The sequence below is a fragment of the Sphaerisporangium sp. NPDC049003 genome, from assembly GCF_043197795.1.
In the GTDB taxonomy this organism is placed as follows: domain Bacteria; phylum Actinomycetota; class Actinomycetes; order Streptosporangiales; family Streptosporangiaceae; genus Sphaerisporangium.
Map to the genome: position 1 here is coordinate 37,220 of NZ_JBICTU010000019.1, position 16,342 is coordinate 53,561.

Consider the following 16,342-nt stretch of genomic DNA (forward strand, 5'->3'; position numbering starts at 1 on the left):
CCTGAGAACAGTTCCCAGAAGAAGGAGAGAACCCGACATGAGCAACCCGTTCGAGAACCCCGACGGCGTCTACTCCGTGCTGCTCAACGCCGAGGGCCAGCACAGTCTGTGGCCGGACTTCGCCGAGGTCCCGGCCGGATGGACCCTCGCCCACGGGCCCGCCACCCGCCAGGAGTGCCTGGAGTTCATCGAGACCAACTGGACCGACATGCGCCCGAAGAGCCTCGTGGACCAGGAGGGCTGACCCCCTGCCGAGCGTGTGAACGAAGAAGGGCTGGGCCGCGAAGCGATTCGCGGCCCAGCCCTTCTTCGTGGTCCCGGCGAGCGGGGCGACTCTTTACGAGCGGCGCCTTGGCGGTCAGGAGGCCGGTTCGGTGACCTCGGTGGCGGGGGAGCCGTCGACGGCCGCCGCGAGCTGCGGCGCGAGCCGGTCGAGCGTGTACGGCAGGCTCAGCACCGAGACGAACGAGATGGCGTTGCCGTAGTCGCCGGTCTCCTTGACGAAGACCTCGCGGCCCTGCTTGACCACGTCGAGGTCGCCGTACAGCTTGTCCTTGTGGAGCTTGGCCGCGTCCGTCGCGGGGTCGCTGACGATCCACACGATCGCGCCGGTGTCCAGCAGGTCGGTGCGCTCCTTGCTGATGTTGGCGCCGAACTCGTCGCCGATGGCCTGGTCCAGGCCGGCCGGCAGCGTGAAGCCCAGCGAGCTCAGGATGCGCGAGCGGTTGTCCTCCGGTCCGTACACGAAGATGCCCTCGTACGGGGTGGCCATCACGGCGGTGGCGCCGGCGAACTCCGGGTGCTCGGCCTTCGTGGCCGTGAACTTGGCCTCGACGTCCTCGACCAGCTTCTTCGCCTCGGCCTCCTTGCCGAGCGCCCTGCCGATGATCTCGGTCTGCCGCTGCCACGGGACGCCGTAGTCGGGGTACTCCTTGGGCTGGGCCACCACCGGGGCGATCTTCGACAGGGTCTCGTACTGGTCCTTCGTCAGCCCCGAGTACAGGGAGAGGATCAGGTCGGGGGCGAGGGACGCGATCTTCTCCACCTGCGGGCCCGTGCCGGTGTCCTTGAGCACGGCCGGCACGGCGCCGGCGCCCAGCTTGGCGGTGGCCCAGGGGCCGATGGCGCCCTTGTAGCCGCCGAGCCACTCGGTGGTGCCGACGGGCACCGCGCCGAGGGCGAGCACGGAGTCCTGGTCGGTGAGGCCGACCGTGACGATCCGCTTGGGCTCGGCGGGGATGGTGACGCTGCCGTACTTGTGCTCGATGGTCACGGGGAAGGCGCCGCTGTCCGGCGCGGCGGCGCCGGGGCCGGCGGTGCTCGTGCCGGTGGCGGAATCGGAGCCGGAACCGCAGGCGGCGACGGCGCCGCAGAGCAGCAGGACGGAGGCGAGTACCGCGGCGAGCCGGGTGCCTCTCATGGAGCGGGGCATCAGGGGGTCCTTCGTCTTCTCGTCAGATGGTCGGTGCGTTGTGCGTGGGGGGTCGTCGCGGAGCACTGGAGCGGGTGTCGGACCAGGCCTCCCAGAGGGCGGCGTAGATTCCTCCCGCCGCCCGCAGTTCGTCGTGGCCACCGCTCTCCACGATCCGGCCGCCGTCCATGACGACGACGCGGTCGGCGGTCGCGGCCTGGGTGAGGCGGTGGGCCACGACCAGGGCGGTACGGCCCTCGATCGCCCGCAGGGTGGCCCGCTCCAGGGTGCGCGCCCCGGTGCTGCCCGCCTCGGCCGTGGCCTCGTCGAGCACGGCGATCGGCGGGTCGGCGAGGATCAGCCGCGCGAGGGCGAGTTGCTGCGTCTGCGTGGCGGTGAGGCGGTGGCCGCCTTCGCCGACGACCGTCAGCAGGCCGTCCGGCAGCGCTTCCACCCAGGTCAGGGCGTCCACACGGGTCAGTGCCCCGCGCAGGTCCTCGTCGGTGGCGTCCGGCCGGGCGAGCCGCAGGTCGTCGGCGAGCGGCCCGGCGAAGACATGCACCTCCTGGGTGACCAGCGCGACCGCCGGGCCCCTCCCCTCCCGCTCGGGGACGGCCAGCCGTACGGAACCGGTGGTGGGGTGGTGGATGCCGGCGATGAGCTTGGCGAGCGTGGTCTTGCCCGCCCCGCTGGCGCCGACCAGCGCGACGCGCTCACCGGGACCGAGCACGAGGTCCACCTCGCGCAGCACGGGCCGCCCGGTTTCGTACGCGTGCCCGACCCCGCTCACCGTCACGAGCGGCTCACCCCGATCCGCCAGGGCGGCGGTAGCCGGTGACCGGTCGTCCGGCTCATCCGCCCTCGCCTCAAGCGCCCGCTCCGGGCTCTCAGGGTGCTCCGCCTGCTCTGGGCTCTCAGGGTGCTCTGGCCGCTCCGTCGAGGGGGCTTCGGCGACGCCGACCAGGCGGGCGAGGCCCGCGGCGGCCGACTGGGCGTCGTCCAGCAGGACGAGCGCGGAGTTGATCGGCGTGAACAGGCTGTGGAAGTACAGTGCCGCGGCGGTCGCGGTGCCGATGGACGTGGACCCGCTGCGAACCAGCAGGAATCCGACGATCAGCACCGCCGCCAGACCGGTGTACTCCGCCAGGTGCAGGCGGCTGTAGAACCGCAGCACCAGCCGCACCCCGCGCATCGTCAGCTCGACCGCCGACCAGGACCGCCGGGTCACCCGCTCGGTGTGGTCGGCTTCCAGCCGGAACGCGCGCACGGTGGAGGCGCCGCCGATGCTGTCCAGCAGTTGCTGCTGCTGGGCGCCACTGGCGACGCGCTGCCTGGCGTACAGCGGCACGGCGTTGCGCACGTACCAGCGCGCGGTGTGCGCCTGGATCGGCACCGCCAGCAGGGCCGCGAGCAGGAAGCGCCAGTCGAGCACGGCCAGCGCGCCGAGCGTGAGCACGATGGCCAGCACTGAGCGGGCCAGCTCGGGAAGGGCCGTCCGCACCGCCTCGGCCACCTGCGAGACATCCCCGGTCACCCGGGAGGTGAGGTCGCCCGAGCCGGCTCTCTCCACCTGCTCCAGGGGCAGCTTCAGGGCGCGTTCGATGAACCGCTCGCGCAGCCGGGCGAGCACGGTCTCCCCGAGCCGGGATATCAGCGAGAGCCCGAGCGTGGTGCTGACTCCCTGCGCCACCGCGACGAGCACCAGCAGCGTCGCGGGCAGGGTGAGGGTCTCGGCCGGGCGCCGGTCCGCGACGAGGTCGACGATGTGTCCCAGCAGCGGCTGCGTGAGCAGGCCGACGGCGGTCGCGGCGACCATCACCGCGAACCCGCCGAGCGCCAGGCCCCGGTGCGGTCGCACCAGGTCCCGTACGGCGGCCCAGGTGCGGCCCGCACCGGCCGTGGGCAGCAGCACCCGCACCCCCTCCTCCGGGGTGCCGGGCGCGGGCGGAACCGGTGTCCGGCGATCCTGCGCGGTGCTCACGCCGGTACCGCCGTCCGGGAGGTCCTGTGCGGTGCTCATGCCAGCACCGCCGTCCGGTAGGCGGCGTGGCGTCGGACCAGGTCGGCGTGCGGGGCCGTGTCGGTGGCCCGGCCGTCGTGCAGCAGGACCACACGGTCGGCCACCGCGAGCAGCGCGGGGCTGGTGGTGACGAGGATCGTCGTGCGGCCCCGGCGGAACTCGCGGATGCCGGTCGCGATGCGCGCCTCGGTGACCGCGTCGACCGCGGTGGTCGGGTCATGGACCACCAGCACGGGCCGGTCGGCGGCCAGGGCGCGGGCGAGGGCCACACGCTGCCGCTGCCCGCCGGAGAGCGAGCGCCCGCGTTCACTCACCGCCGTGTCGCCACCGCGCGGCAGCGCGCGGACGATCTCGTCCACACCGGCCGCCGCCATGGCACGGGCGATCTCGTCCGCACCGGCAGCCGCCATGGTGCGGGGGATATGGTCCGCGCCCGCCGCCGTCGGGTGGGCGGTCTCGGCAGTGCCGGCCGCATCGGGGGCGGCGTCGTCCGGGGTCGTGGCGGTGACGTTGTCGTGGAGGGTGCCTTCGAACAGGTCCGCGTCGTGCTCGGCGACCAGGATCGCCATGCGGATGTCGGCCGGGTCCAGGTCGCGCAGCGGCACGCCGTCCAGCTCGACCACTCCTTCGTCGGGATCGGCCTGACGGCTGAGGCAGCGCAGCAGCGCCGTCGCGTCCGCCGGATCGGTCGCGGCCACGCCGAGCACCTCGCCGGGCGCGACGTCCATGTCCACCTGGCGCAGCCCCCCGTGGCTGACCCCGCGCAGCCGTACCGCACCCCGTACGGGCCGGGCCGGCCGCGCGCCGCCGGAGGGCACGGCAGGCGGCGCGGCCAGGACCTCGGCGATGCGCCCCGCCGACGCCCGGCCCTGGGCGAGGTCGGCGTTGACCCAGGAGAACACCTCCAGCGGGCCCAGCAGGAACAGCGCGAGGCCGACCGCCGAGACGAGCTGGCCGAGGCTGATGTCGCCCTGGGCGGCGAGCCGCCCGCCTACCAGCGCGACGACGGCGATGAAGCCCCCGGTCAGGGCGAGCACCATGCCGCTCTGCCACGCCTCCGCCCGGGCGGCTCGCAGCGTGGCCACCAGCGAGTCGCGGCTGGTCCGCCGGTAGCGGGCCACGGCCGCCGGCTCCGCGCCGATGCCCTTGAGCACGCGCAGCCCGGCGACCAGGTCGGTGGCGACACCGGAGGCGTGGGCGGCGCGCTCCTGCTCGGCCTCGCTGCGACGCTCCAGGGGCTTGCTGAGCAGGTGCCCGAGCAGGAGCAGCACGGGAGTCCCGAGCAGGACCATCAGGCCGAGCGGCACCGAGGTCCGCAACAGCACCACGGCGCCGACGAGGACTCCCACCAGCGCCGATATCCCGGTCATCAGCGCCATGTTGACGACGCCGACACGCTTGGCGTCCTCGGTGGCGATGGTGGCCAGGGTGCCGGGCAGCCTGCCGTTCTCCGCTCCGCCGCCGGGGTCCAGGACGCGCCGTACGAGCTCGACGCGCAGCACATGGGCGGCCCGCTCGGCGGCCCGTTCCCCGGCTCGGGCGCCGAAACGGAAGCTGAACGACAGCCCCACGTAGACGACGGCGAGGACCGCGAGCCAGCGCAGCAGCGCCCCCGCGTCGCCCTCGGAGACGGCCTGGTCGATCACGACGCCGATCAGGACGGGGACCAGCGCCTCACCGGCCTGGTGCCCGGCTCCGAGAACGGAACCGAGCGTGACATCCCGCCGCTGGCCTCGGATGGCACGTCGCAGAACTTCTCGCCCCGACGCACCCATCCGCACTCCTTCGGAACATCCGGCCAAGAACTTAGGTAAGGCTAGCCTACATTCATGGCCGTGAACCACCCCTGATGTCCCGGCTAGTGCGGAGAAGGCCTAGAGTGCTCACCCCCTTGTGGCTTGGTGACGGCTCTGGTGATGGCTTTGGTGGCGCGCCGCTGCCGACCCGGCGGCGGAGCCGCCGTCGAGGGCCCCCGCGAGATCGGACGCCCGGCCGCTAGGCGAAGGAGGAGGGGTCGAAGTCTTCGGGGCCGAAGACCTGGCGGATCTCGGACTCGCCCTCCCAGCCGGGCCAGTTGTCCCGGTGGATCTCCATGAAGCGCGTCGCCGCCTCGACCGCCTCCTGCTTCGAGGCCACCTCCACCATCGCGTAGCTGGCGATCAGTTCCTTGGACTCGGTGAAGGGGCCGTCGGTCACGGTCAGCTTCCCTCCGGTCAGCCGGACCCGCGTGCCCATCGCGCTCGGGGCGAGGCCCCCGGTGTCGAGCAGCGTTCCCGCCTTGGCCGACTCCTCGCCGTACGCGGCGATGGCGTCCATGAGTTCCTTGGGGGGCGCGCCCAGCGGCGGGTTCTCTTCGGTCTTGAGGAGCAGCATGAATCGCATCGTCGTTCTCCCTGTCGGCCGGGGTCCGGCATGGTGCCTTCTGACCCGTTCAACCTGCTTTCTACCTGTGCGTCGACCGGGGGAGCGCCGGATCGACAGGCCGGGAGAAATTCTTTGCCTCGGATTCACCGGCTCCGGCGGACGAGCGTGACGATGCCCGTCAGGCCGAGCAGCGCGGCGGCCGGAGGGCCGATGACCCACATGGGCCAGAAGTACACCAAGGTGCCGTCGGACACGCTGACCAGGACCCAGACCGTCAGGTTGATCATCACCTTGATGAACCAGATCGTCCAGAGCACCCTGAGCCAACGCGGCACGGTGGCCTCGGCCGCGGACGCGCCGGGCACGGCCTGTGGCGCCGGATGAGGAGCCTGGGGCGCCGCGGGCGCCACGCCGGGCGCCGAGGCCGGCAGGTCGGCGAACAGGTCGGCGAGGTCGCCGTAGGTCACCGACTGGTAGGCACGCCCCAGCCGGTCGTCGTACTCCTGCAGGTTGAGGCGGCCCTCGGTCACCGCCGTGCCGAGCCGCTCGGCGGCGGCCTCGCGATCACTGTCCGAAACCCGCACGTCGCGCCGCTCGTCCATCCTCTGCCTTCTCCCGGTTCCAGGGGGTCACGACCCGCGCCTCGCCGACGCGGGCCCAGGTCGACGTACTCGGTTCACGACACCGGCTCGCGCCGTTCGTCGGTCTCCTGCGCGACGAGGCGGTCGATGCCGGCCTTCTCGTCTGGCTGGGTGTTGCGGTCGGCGAGACGACGCTCGGCCAGCACGCCCAGGTACGGCCGGGCGGCCTCGCGGTCGGTGCTTTCGAGGAACGCCGCGAGCATCTGGTCGCGCCCGGCCTGCTCCGCCGGACCGGTCACCGGCGCGGTCGCCATGGCGAGCCACGTGCAGGCCACGTCGGCGCCGGGCGCGCCCCTGCCGGCGTTCGCCCAGTCGATGACCTTCGGGCCGTCGTCGGTGACGAGCACGTTGAGCGGGTGGAGGTCCAGGTGGAGCAGGCTGTTCCCCGGGCATCCCCCCGCCGCCGGGAGCCAGCCCGGCGCTCGTACGGCCGCGAGCCGGCGAAGGAGGCCGGCCAGGAGCCGGCCGTGGTCCTCCATGCGGCACGGGTTCGCCAGCCCGTCTCGCATCAGGTTCGCCCCCTCGACCCGCTCCATGAGGATGTCGGGGCCCTCGGCGTCGAAGACCTCGGGCGCGGGGAATCCGTGCCTCCGGGCGTGGCGCATGACCGACGCCTCCCGCTCCAGGTTGCGACCGTCGCGGGCACGCCGGACCACCTTGCCTGGTCCGGCCTCGAAGATGTGACAGTCGCGTCCGGACGCGATGAGCGATCCCACCTGCATATCGTCAGATTAGGATGGAAAGGTAGGTAATACCAGGTATCTGACCGCCGCCCCGATGGCAACAAGTTACGGGGATCAGGTGCCACCGCATGCCCAGCCTCCATCCATCCAAATTTCCGCCAATCTCGCAACAAACCGCATAAACCATAGTCAATACGGTATTAACTGTCGCATTTCACGTGACTGCCCGAAGAATCAGTTGAATGCGTGGTTCGTCGCTTCGGGCGCCTGAGCCGGGTGGGTGTCCGCGAGCCGCGCCGGAAGCTCGGTTCTGCGGGTGACATTGAGCTTGCGATAGATCCGTGTGAGGTGCTGTTCCACGGTGCTCATCGTGATGAACAGCTTCCGCGAAATCTCCCGGTTGGTGTATCCCTCCGCCGCCAGCGCCGCCACGCGCCGCTCGGCGTCGCTCATGATCGCCGTCACTCCCGTGGAGCCGGTGGCGGACCGTTCGTCCTCGTCGTCGCGCGACAGGGCCCGGATGAGGGGCTCGGCACGGCACTCCTGGGCGAGCACCCGGGTGCGCCGTCCGAACATCTCCGCCTGCCGGTGCTCCCCGCTCGCCTGGTAGGCCTCGGTGAGGTCGAAGAGCGTACGGGCCAGCTGGTACCGGTCACCGCCGGACTGGAGGAGGTCGGCGGACCTGCGGAGCAGCGCGGCGCGGTGCCGCACCTCGCTCACCGAGGCCAGCAGGCGCATCGCCATGCCGTGCGCCCGCTTGGACCGCGCGTCGCACCGTGCGAGCTGGTCGTTGATCAGGTCGAGCGCCTCGCCGGGCTCCCCGAGGCGGATCAGGGCCTCGGCGGCGTCCGTGCGCCAGGCGATGAACCCCGGCACGTCCAGCTTCCACCTGCCCATGAGCTCGCCGCAGAGCCGGAAGTCCCGCAGCGCCTGGCTGGGCTGGTCAGCCAGGAGGTTGAACCGGCCCTTCGCGTGCAGGTACTGCAGGCCGTACCTGGTCTCCAGCATCGACTCGGGCACCGGCTGGTTGAAGTGCTGGAGGTACTCGTCCAGCTTGCCCATGGCGGCCCCGGCGAGCAGCAGGCTGCCCAGCGGCCCGCCGACGGTCGCCCCCCAGCCGGCGGCCGGGATGATCTCCAGAGCCCTCTGGGCGTCCTGTGCCGCGCCCGCCAGGTCGCCCCTGCGCAGGCCGATCTCCGCCCGGATGGCGGACAGCCGGGCCTGGCGGCTCGGCGCGTGGCGGGACGCCGCCTCGTCGATGAACGCGTCGCACCAGGGCGCTGCCCTGCCGGGCAGGTCGGCGTAGGTCAGCGCCAGCAGCGCGGTCTCCACCGTGTCCAGGGTCATCTCGTCCAGGCGGGAACCGCGCAGGATGAGCTCGGCCGTCGCCACGGTGTCCTCGCGCGGGCCCTCGGACATCACGCTCGCCAGCGCGCCCGCCGCCTCCATGCGGCGGCCGACCCTGAGGGACGAGGCCGCGGCGATCGTCTGCTCCCTGCCGACCTCCGGCAGATGCGTCAGGAACGACGGGTACAGGGTCCTGAACCACGGGCGCGCCGCGGCCAGCTCCGCCGCGCTCTCCTGGTCCAGCCTTTCCCGCTCCTTCAGGTGGGCGAGGACGTCCTTGGCGTCGTCGGTGTGGCCGTGCCACAGCAGGGCCTTGGCGAGCACCACCGCGTCCCCGCCGCCGAGGTAGCCCTTGTGCAGGGCGTCGGTCAGCTCCGCGAGGTGCCCCGCGGGCGCGCTGGGGTTGATCCGCCACTCCGCCCGTACCAGCGCGGTGGCGATCCTCGCGCGCCGCCGCTCGTCGCCGCAGGCCCGCCAGGCGAGCTTGAGGTACTCGATCGCCGACTCCACGCCGTCGTCGCGCAGCGCCTGCCGCGCCGCCTCCTCAAGGACCGACAGGGCCCAGGCGTCCGCGGCGTGGCTCGCGTGCAGCAGATGCTCGGCCACCACGGCGGGGGGAGCCCCCTCTTCGTACGTCAGCTCCGCGGCCCGGCGGTGAAGGCCGATGCGCTCGGAGGCTTCCAGCTCGGCCAGGACGGCGGACCGGGCGATCTCGTGACGGAAGTGGCTCTCCTCCAGCACGCCGGCGTCGTCCAGCGCCTGGATCGAGGTGGAGACGGCCACCTTGCTCTCGCCGAGCAACGGGCCCACCGAGGAGGGGTCGCCCAGGACCGCGAGCCCCCTGGCGACGAGCGACACGCGCCGGTCGGCGCGGCGCAGATAGGCCACGATGGCCTCGCCGTACCTCTGGCCGGGGGAGCCGGTGGCCTGGAGATCGTCCAGGAGCGCGTCCACCAGCAGCCGGTTTCCGCCGCTCAACGCGTGGCACTCGGCCGCGAACCGCCTCGCCGCCTCGGCGCCCGCCCTGTCGGCCACCCTCTCCTCCACACCCGCGAGGCTCAGGTGGGTGAGACGGACCGGACGGCAGTGCGGCTGCCGCAGCACCTCGGTGTGGAAGAGCGACTGGAGGTGCGGGCTCGGGTCCGGCGCGCTGAACACGAGCATGACGTCCGCGAACTTCACCCGCCGCGCGAGGTAGGCGAGGCACAGCTGCGACGCGCGGTCGGCGTAGTGAACGTCGTCCACGGCGATCACCAGGGGACAGCGCTCGGACAGCTCCAGCAGCACCGTGCAGAGCGCGTCGACGATCTGCACGTCCACGTGCTCGATGGACTCGGCCCGCGGGTCGTTGGACAGCTGCGAGCGCGCTCCCTCGTGCAGCAGGCTCAGGGTCGCCGCGCGCTGCTCTTCGGTCAGCGGCGCCCCGTGGACGAGCTGGGACAGCACCCCGAGCGGGAGCCCGCTCTCGGCGCGGGAGCCCGTCGCGGCGAGGGGCAGGGCGCCGTGGTCGAACGCCCGCTCGGTGAAGGAGTACAGCAGCTCGCTCTTGCCGGTCGCGATCGCCCCCGTCACCATCGCGATCCTCCCCTTGCCCGCCACCACCTCGGTCAGCAGGTCCCGCAAGGAGGTCATGGCCCTCCGTTGGTCGTCTACGGCCATGTTCGGCCTCCACCATCCGCTCGGAGTCCGGCCGCCGCCAGGGGACGGCGCTGTTCGGGTACGGTCACCTCGCCGTCCGCCTCGGCGGACGCGAGGCGCCCGTCGCGGGAGAGCCGCCTGCGGGCGACGCGTACGGCCGTGAGCGCGGCCGTCGCGATGTCCCTGTCGATGCCGGCGCCCCAGGCCACCGCGCCGTCGACCCGGCATTCGGCGTAGATCACGGTCTCGTCGCGCGACCGGCCGTCGAGGACGGCCCGTTCGGGCGTCAGGTCCTCGTTGTCGAGCGGCAGCCCGGTGCGGTGGACGACCCGCACCTCGACGCCATGGCGGGCCAGAACCGAACCGAGGGTGCGGACGGCGTCCGCCTGGGCGCCGCCGACGTCGAACCGGCCGTCGACGTACAGGGACGCCGTCACCGGCTCCCGCCCCACCGGCAGGGGGGCCGGGGGCTCGCCGTGGAGGAGGTACTCCTCCATGAAGAGCGCGCCGATCCGGCTCGGCGACAGCTCGCCGCCCGCCGCGTCCGCCTGAGCCTGCACCGTGGCCGCAAGGTCGATCTGGAGCCCCCGAGGCAGGTTCAGGCCGTGCCAGGCGCTCATGACGTAGGCGACGCCACCCTTGCCCGACTGGCTGTTCACCCGTACGACCGCCTCGTACGTACGGCCCACGTCCTTGGGGTCCACGGGCAGGTACGGCACGCGCCAGGGCAGGTCGTCGGCGCCGGCGCCGGTCTCGGCCGCCCGCTGCTCCAGTTCGTCGAACCCCTTCTTGATCGCATCCTGGTGGGACCCGGAGAAGGCGCTGTAGACCAGGTCGCCGCCGTAGGGGTGACGGGGGTGGACGGGCAGCTCGTTGCAGTGCTCGACGGTGCGGCGGATCGCGTTGATGTCGGAGAAGTCGATGCCCGGGTCGACCCCGTGGGCGTACAGGTTCATGCCGAGGGTCACCAGGCAGACGTTGCCGGCGCGCTCGCCGTTGCCGAACAGGCAGCCCTCGACGCGCTGGACCCCCGCCAGCAGGGCCAGCTCCGCTGCCGCCACCCCCGTGCCCCGGTCGTTGTGCGGGTGGACGGACAGGCAGACGTGCTCGCGCCGGGAGAGGTTCCGGTCGAGCCACTCCATCTGGTCGGCGAAGACGTTGGGCAGCGAGCGCTCCACCGTCGTCGGGAAGTTGAGGATGATCCCGCGGTCGGGCCCGGGCTCCCAGACGTCCATGACGGCCTCGCAGACCTCCAGGGAGAAGTCCGGCTCGGTCTCGTTGAAGAGCTCTGGGGAGTACTCGTAGCCGAGGTCGCAGTCACGGAGCGTCCGCTCGGCGTACTTCATCATCAGCCGGGTGCCCTGGACCGCGAGATCCTTGCACTCGGCGCGGCTCATGCCGAAGACCAGCCGCCGGAACAGCGGGGAGGTGGCGTTGTAGATGTGGATCGTCGCCCGGGGCGCCCCCGCGAGGCATTCCACCGTCCGCCTGATCAGCTCGTCGCGGGCCTGGGTGAGAACCGAGATGCGCACATCGTCGGGTATCCGGTCCTGCGTGATGAGCATCCGCACGAAGTCGTGGTCGTTCTGGCTGGCGACGGGAAACCCGACCTCGATCTCTTTGTAGCCCATGCTGACAAGGAGGTCGAACATCATGAGCTTGCGCTCGGGGGTCATGGGGTTGGCGAGCGACTGGTTGCCGTCCCGGAGATCGGTGGACAACCAGCGTGGAGCGGAGACGATGCGATTGCCGGGCCAGGTGCGGTCGGTCAGGTCGACGGGGGTGAATCCCGCGTAGCGCTCGACGCCTCTCACGTCAAACTTCCTTTCCTGAATGACTCACGGCTGAAGAATCCTGATGTCGGACCTGGGCTCCACGCCGAGCGCCGTGCGCCGGGCGCATCCTCCCTCCACCGTTCATGACAAACAGATTGACATCGACTGTGTTTCCGGCGTTCTTCGCCAGAATTGAGAGCTCCTGCCGGAGCTTGGGCCCGCCAGGGGTGAATGGGTGGTCGCGATCGTCGAGCACCTTTATCGGCCCCAGGGATTGAAATCCGGCATTGGATTCCCTAGGGTGAAATCAATGAGCCTCGGTCAGCGGCCGGAGCCCGCCTTTCCGGCGTTTTCCGCTGGCTCCAGGCTAGTAGGGGTGGGCACGGCCCGACAATACGGGTCCCCGAGGATTTCGGCCCAGATATCCGATGGTGGTACGGGTGGTATCCAAAGAATCAGTCCCGGCTACAACTTTCGGATCATCCTCTTAACGAGCCGCGGGCTTCGGGGAACAATCCGGGCATGACGAGCATATGGGCAACGAGGCAGGCTACCGGGGCTTCCGCCCTGCGGTCCGGTATTCGTGTGCTGGGGCTGTGCGTCGTCGAAGCCCGGCCGGCCGTCCTGTCGATTTCGACGCTCCGATACCTGGCGGGGGCCGCGCTCGCGGTGCCGGCCGGAGCGATGCCGGACCCGGCGAAGGTGCTCCAGGGGGCGGTGGCCTGGGTCCTGTCGATTCTCGCGATCTATCTCTACAACGGGGTCACCGACGTCACCGAGGACCGCGTCAACCACTCCCGCAGGCCGATCGCCCGTGGCGACCTCGATCCGCGCACCGCGGTGGCCGTCGCCCTGGTCGCGGCCGGCCTCTCGCTCGGCGTGACCCTGGCGCTGCCCGTTCAGGTGACGTGGATGGTCGGGGCCAATCTGCTTCTCGGCTACCTGTACTCAGGACCGCCATTTCCCCTCAAAAGCGGATCCGGAGGCACAATCATCGTGTTGTGCGTCTCTGGCCTGCTGTCCTACTGGTGCGGGTTCTTCATTTCCACCGGCGGCGAAAGCGTCTCCACGCCGCTCGAACTGATCGTGTTCGCGATCGCCGCCACTTACTGGATGACGCTCGTCGGAGTTCCCGCCAAGGATCTGTCCGATATCGATGGGGACGCCGCGGCGGGCCGGCGCACGATCGGCGTCACGCTCGGGGAGCGGACGTCACGGTGCGTGATGTCCGTCGCCGCGGCCGTGCTGGTGGCCGCCTTCGGCGTCACCATACTCGTCCTCGGCATTCCGCTGATCGGGGCGTTCGTCGCCATGAGCGCGGGCGCCGCAGCGGTGATCATGGCCGGTCGCGCCGCCTCCGTCAAGGGGAGCCGCCGCCGACAACGACGGCCTTACCGAGTGTTCATGGCGACGCAACACCTCGTGCACATTACCGCGCTGATCAGCAATATGTCATCCTATATGTTGCTTTAAAGTCGCAGCTGCGAGATAGTTGGGGGCACGCGCGTCCCATGGCGGAGGGGACTTCCTTGGATGCGGCACAAGGGGCAGGGAACGACCCGGCGAGATTCGTCGACGCGTGCCGGAAAGAAATCCTTTCGGAATTCGAGTCAGAGCTGCAAGCCAGCGGCAACGTTCTGTCAAGCGATCCGCAGGCGACGCGCCAGGCTCTTATGACCGCCCACTACGTCCTCGACGATGTGGCCGCCATGCTTCGCGCCGGAAAGGTGCAGGTCAACGAGCTCTATAAATTCCATGCCTGGGAAGTCGGCAGTACTCGCGCCGCGACCGGAGTTCACCCCAAGGCATCTCTTGAGGCGGGTTCGCTGTTCTTCAGGACCGCTCTGGCCCACCTGGCGCGGCGAATAGCCGAGGACGCCGGGTCGCCCACCGAGATTTTCACGCTGGTGGCCACCGGAATGGAGGAGAGCCTCTCCCGGCGAATCCGCGAGGCGTCCGAGAGCTATCACGGCTTTCTCCTCAACCAGGTGCACGAGGCCCAAGGAGAGGAGCGCCGCCGCATAGCGCGCGAGCTCCACGACCGCGTCGGCCACGGGATCAGCGTCGCTCACCAGCAGCTCGCGCTCTCGGAGGTCCACAGGGCCACGGACCCCGCCAGGGCGTCCGCCAAGATCGCGGTCGCGCAGCAGGCCATCCAGGAGACCATGGAGAACCTCCGGCAGATGACGTCGGAGTTATATCCCCAGGTGCCTGTGAAGAGCCTGGAGAAAGCGCTGCTCGGCTTTCTCGAAGCGGTCGAGGACGACTGTGTGTCCGTCGGGCTCGACGTGAACGGCGACGAGTCGTGGGCCGAGCCGCGAGTGCTCGACCAGGCGTTTCTCATCGTCAGGGAAGCCGCCCGCAACGCGATAACGCACGCCCGCCCATCGGTGATCCTCATGCGGGTGGACATCGCTCCGCACGAACTCCTCGCGTCCGTACAGGACAATGGGCATGGCTTCGCACCGCAGCTCGCCCGGGCACGCGGAGGCGTCGGTCTCGCGTCCATGCGCGAGCGCGCGGAGCTGCTCGGGGGGCGGGTGACCATTTCCAGCGAACCAGGGAACGGCTGTCTAGTCGAGCTCTTCATCCCCCTAAAGAGACAGTCCCATGAATCGGACGAATCGAAGTAACGAAATCTCCGTCGCCATCGTCGACGACCATGCCCTTTTCCGGGAAGGGCTGCGCGAGATCCTTGAGGCCGTCGAGGACATGGGCATCGTGGGTGAGGCCGGGGACTCCTCCTCCGCCCTGGCCCTGGTCGAGGAGACGCGGCCGGACGTGGTCCTGCTGGACGTCGAGATCCCGGGTGACGAGGTCACCGAGACCGTCACGCGGATCCGGAAGATCTCGCCCGCGACCCGGATCATCATCTTGAGCATGTACGACGGGCCCCAACTGCTCACGCGGCTCCTCGTGGCCGGCATCTGCGGCTACCTGCTCAAGAGCGTCCACCGGCACGAGCTGATCGCGGCGGTGAGGAGCGTCCACGAGGATCCCGGGAGGGTCGTGCTCGCGGTCTCGCGCCACAGCCTCGCCCAGGTGAAGGGGCCTCCCGCGGGCGTCCTTTCGAACAAGGAGCAGGAGGTCCTGCAACTGGCCGCCCAGGCGCTCAGCAACGGCCAGATCGCCCGCTGCCTCGGCCTGGCGGAGGCGACCGTGAAACGGCACATGCGGAACATCTTCGTCAAGCTCAACGCGGTGTCCCGGATCGACGCGGTCAACAAGGCCCTCGCCGCGTCGCTCATCTCCCCTCAGAGCAGGAGCGACGCCGACTGATCGAACCTGGCGGCGGGGAAGATCCTCGCCAGCCTGTCGCGCGTCGCGGGCGCGAGCTCCACCGCCGACGCGGCGAGGTTCATCTCCAGGTGCACCGGGTCGCGGGTGCTCGGGACGGGGACGATGTGGTCGCCCTGGGCGAGCAGCCAGCCGAGGGCGAGGCGGCCCGCGCCGACGTCCAGCTGCGCCGCCGCGGCCTCGACCTCCCGGAGCGGCCCCACGCTCAGCCGGAGGTTCTCCGGCTGGAAGCGGGGGTCCTCGTGCCTCCAGTCGCCCGCGCCCAGTTGTACGGGGGAGCGGATGCGGCTGGTGAGGAAGCCGCGGCCGAGCGGGCGGGCGGCGACCACGGTGATGCCCATCTGCCGGGCGGCGGGCAGGAGGTCCGGCTGGGCGCGCGCGCCCCAGAGCGAGTACTCGACGGCGATCGCGGTGACGGGGTGCACGGCGTGCGCCCGCCGCAGTTGCTGGAGCGTGCCGCTGGACAGGCCCAGGTAGCGGATCTTCCCGGCCTGCACGAGCCTGGACAGGCGGGCCATGCTCGCCTCCAGCGGGACGCGCTCGTCCTGGCAGTGGAGGTAGTAGAGGTCGATGCAGTCGACGCCGAGGCGTTCGAGGGAGGACTCGCAGGAACGCTCCAGGTAGTCGAGCCGCCCGTCGAACCTCGGCGGCTGACCCGGCCGCGCGCGGCGCATGCCGCCCCGGGTGCACACCACCACCTGGCCGGCCCGCCCGGCGACGGCCCGGCCCACGAGGCGTTCGACCTGGCCGGCGGCGTAGAAGCCCGCGGTGTCGATGAGGGTGACGCCGGCGTCGAGCGCCCTGCGGATCAGGGTGAGCGCCTCAGCGTTGTCGATGCGACCGTAGGCGCCGGCGAGGGCGAGCGAGCCGAGTCCGATGGTCGAGATGACCGGCCCTGTCTGTCCCAACCTCGTGTAACGCAAGCGGACCCCTTAACGCGCCCATCCCAGAATAGTGCATTTCTATTGGTATCCGGCCTCTGTCAGAGTTTAGTCAAAGTCCGGTCAAAGTACAGTCGCCCATCAGAATGGCTCTACTTCCGAGGAAGTAGGGCATGTGATTTAGGTCGCTTATATACATTAAATGGTGGCATGGGATGGGATAGTGTTGATCCGCCGGGACCGCTCATTCGATCATCTCGAAGGCGGCGTACCAGTGTGATCGGA

13 protein-coding genes are annotated in these 16,342 nt (G+C 70.7%); 4 read left to right on the top strand and 9 right to left on the bottom strand.

The genetic code is table 11. From position 1 onward, the window contains the following. Positions 1 to 37: 37 nt before the first annotated feature. A complete protein-coding gene (locus ACGFIV_RS21385) occupies positions 38 to 244 on the top strand; it encodes an MbtH family protein (RefSeq protein ID WP_358561562.1) in 207 nt (68 codons plus the stop codon). A 114-nt stretch (positions 245 to 358) separates the two neighbouring features. On the opposite strand, the gene ACGFIV_RS21390 is transcribed toward ACGFIV_RS21385, so the two are convergent. The 8 genes from ACGFIV_RS21390 to leuA all read right to left on the bottom strand — a co-directional run bounded on the left by ACGFIV_RS21390 (position 359) and on the right by leuA (position 11,918). Next, positions 359 to 1,432, bottom strand: a complete 1,074-nt coding sequence (locus tag ACGFIV_RS21390) for an iron-siderophore ABC transporter substrate-binding protein (RefSeq protein WP_392837127.1) — start codon at positions 1,430 to 1,432, stop codon at positions 359 to 361. Between the two features lie 22 nt (positions 1,433 to 1,454). Further along, a complete protein-coding gene (locus ACGFIV_RS21395; RefSeq protein WP_392837130.1) occupies positions 1,455 to 3,431 on the bottom strand; it encodes an ABC transporter ATP-binding protein in 1,977 nt (658 codons plus the stop codon). Beyond that, positions 3,428 to 5,206, bottom strand: a complete 1,779-nt coding sequence (locus ACGFIV_RS21400) for an ABC transporter ATP-binding protein (protein ID WP_358546674.1) — start codon at positions 5,204 to 5,206, stop codon at positions 3,428 to 3,430. Before ACGFIV_RS21400 ends, ACGFIV_RS21395 begins: the two co-directional genes overlap by 4 nt. A 220-nt stretch (positions 5,207 to 5,426) precedes the next feature. Next, the gene (locus ACGFIV_RS21405; protein ID WP_358546671.1) at positions 5,427 to 5,813 is read right to left on the bottom strand and encodes a YciI family protein; all 387 of its coding nucleotides are present in this window, start codon (positions 5,811 to 5,813) and stop codon (positions 5,427 to 5,429) included. A 125-nt stretch (positions 5,814 to 5,938) separates the two neighbouring features. Continuing rightward, positions 5,939 to 6,397, bottom strand: coding sequence for a DUF1707 domain-containing protein (locus ACGFIV_RS21410; RefSeq protein WP_358546668.1), 459 nt, complete (start codon positions 6,395 to 6,397; stop codon positions 5,939 to 5,941). A gap of 74 nt (positions 6,398 to 6,471) precedes the next feature. Next, positions 6,472 to 7,152 carry a phosphotransferase gene (locus ACGFIV_RS21415; protein WP_358546665.1) on the bottom strand — a complete coding sequence of 227 codons (681 nt, stop codon included), beginning with the start codon at positions 7,150 to 7,152 and terminating at the stop codon, positions 6,472 to 6,474. 201 nt (positions 7,153 to 7,353) lie between these two features. Next, positions 7,354 to 10,098 (bottom strand): LuxR C-terminal-related transcriptional regulator, encoded by a 2,745-nt coding sequence (locus tag ACGFIV_RS21420; RefSeq protein WP_392837137.1) that lies wholly within the window; start codon positions 10,096 to 10,098, stop codon positions 7,354 to 7,356. Between the two features lie 17 nt (positions 10,099 to 10,115). Then, positions 10,116 to 11,918, bottom strand: coding sequence for a 2-isopropylmalate synthase (gene leuA, locus ACGFIV_RS21425; RefSeq protein ID WP_358546659.1), 1,803 nt, complete (start codon positions 11,916 to 11,918; stop codon positions 10,116 to 10,118). Between the two features lie 483 nt (positions 11,919 to 12,401). On the opposite strand from leuA, the gene ACGFIV_RS21430 reads away from it, so the two are divergent. The 3 genes from ACGFIV_RS21430 to ACGFIV_RS21440 are packed head-to-tail and all read left to right on the top strand — an operon-like array spanning position 12,402 to position 15,158. Continuing rightward, the gene (locus ACGFIV_RS21430) at positions 12,402 to 13,352 is read left to right on the top strand and encodes a UbiA family prenyltransferase (protein ID WP_358546656.1); all 951 of its coding nucleotides are present in this window, start codon (positions 12,402 to 12,404) and stop codon (positions 13,350 to 13,352) included. A 56-nt stretch (positions 13,353 to 13,408) separates the two neighbouring features. Beyond that, positions 13,409 to 14,512: a sensor histidine kinase gene (locus tag ACGFIV_RS21435; protein WP_392837142.1), complete on the top strand. Its 1,104-nt coding sequence runs from the start codon at positions 13,409 to 13,411 to the stop codon at positions 14,510 to 14,512. Further along, positions 14,490 to 15,158, top strand: a complete 669-nt coding sequence (locus ACGFIV_RS21440) for a response regulator transcription factor (RefSeq protein ID WP_358546650.1) — start codon at positions 14,490 to 14,492, stop codon at positions 15,156 to 15,158. Before ACGFIV_RS21435 ends, ACGFIV_RS21440 begins: the two co-directional genes overlap by 23 nt. On the opposite strand, the gene ACGFIV_RS21445 is transcribed toward ACGFIV_RS21440, so the two are convergent. Further along, the gene (locus ACGFIV_RS21445) at positions 15,134 to 16,099 is read right to left on the bottom strand and encodes an aldo/keto reductase (RefSeq protein WP_358546647.1); all 966 of its coding nucleotides are present in this window, start codon (positions 16,097 to 16,099) and stop codon (positions 15,134 to 15,136) included. The genes ACGFIV_RS21440 and ACGFIV_RS21445 overlap by 25 nt on opposite strands. Positions 16,100 to 16,342 lie beyond the last annotated feature (243 nt).

Coding starts and splice junctions, on each gene's coding strand:
- ACGFIV_RS21390 (WP_392837127.1), bottom strand. CDS start 1,432: ATGCCCCGCTCCATGAGAGGCACCCGGCTCGCCGCGGTACTCGCCTCC.
- ACGFIV_RS21420 (WP_392837137.1), bottom strand. CDS start 10,098: ATGACCTCCTTGCGGGACCTGCTGACCGAGGTGGTGGCGGGCAAGGGG.
- ACGFIV_RS21405 (WP_358546671.1), bottom strand. CDS start 5,813: ATGCGATTCATGCTGCTCCTCAAGACCGAAGAGAACCCGCCGCTGGGC.
- ACGFIV_RS21410 (WP_358546668.1), bottom strand. CDS start 6,397: ATGGACGAGCGGCGCGACGTGCGGGTTTCGGACAGTGATCGCGAGGCC.
- ACGFIV_RS21385 (WP_358561562.1), top strand. CDS start 38: ATGAGCAACCCGTTCGAGAACCCCGACGGCGTCTACTCCGTGCTGCTC.
- ACGFIV_RS21400 (WP_358546674.1), bottom strand. CDS start 5,206: ATGGGTGCGTCGGGGCGAGAAGTTCTGCGACGTGCCATCCGAGGCCAG.
- ACGFIV_RS21440 (WP_358546650.1), top strand. CDS start 14,490: ATGAATCGGACGAATCGAAGTAACGAAATCTCCGTCGCCATCGTCGAC.
- ACGFIV_RS21395 (WP_392837130.1), bottom strand. CDS start 3,431: ATGAGCACCGCACAGGACCTCCCGGACGGCGGTACCGGCGTGAGCACC.
- ACGFIV_RS21430 (WP_358546656.1), top strand. CDS start 12,402: ATGACGAGCATATGGGCAACGAGGCAGGCTACCGGGGCTTCCGCCCTG.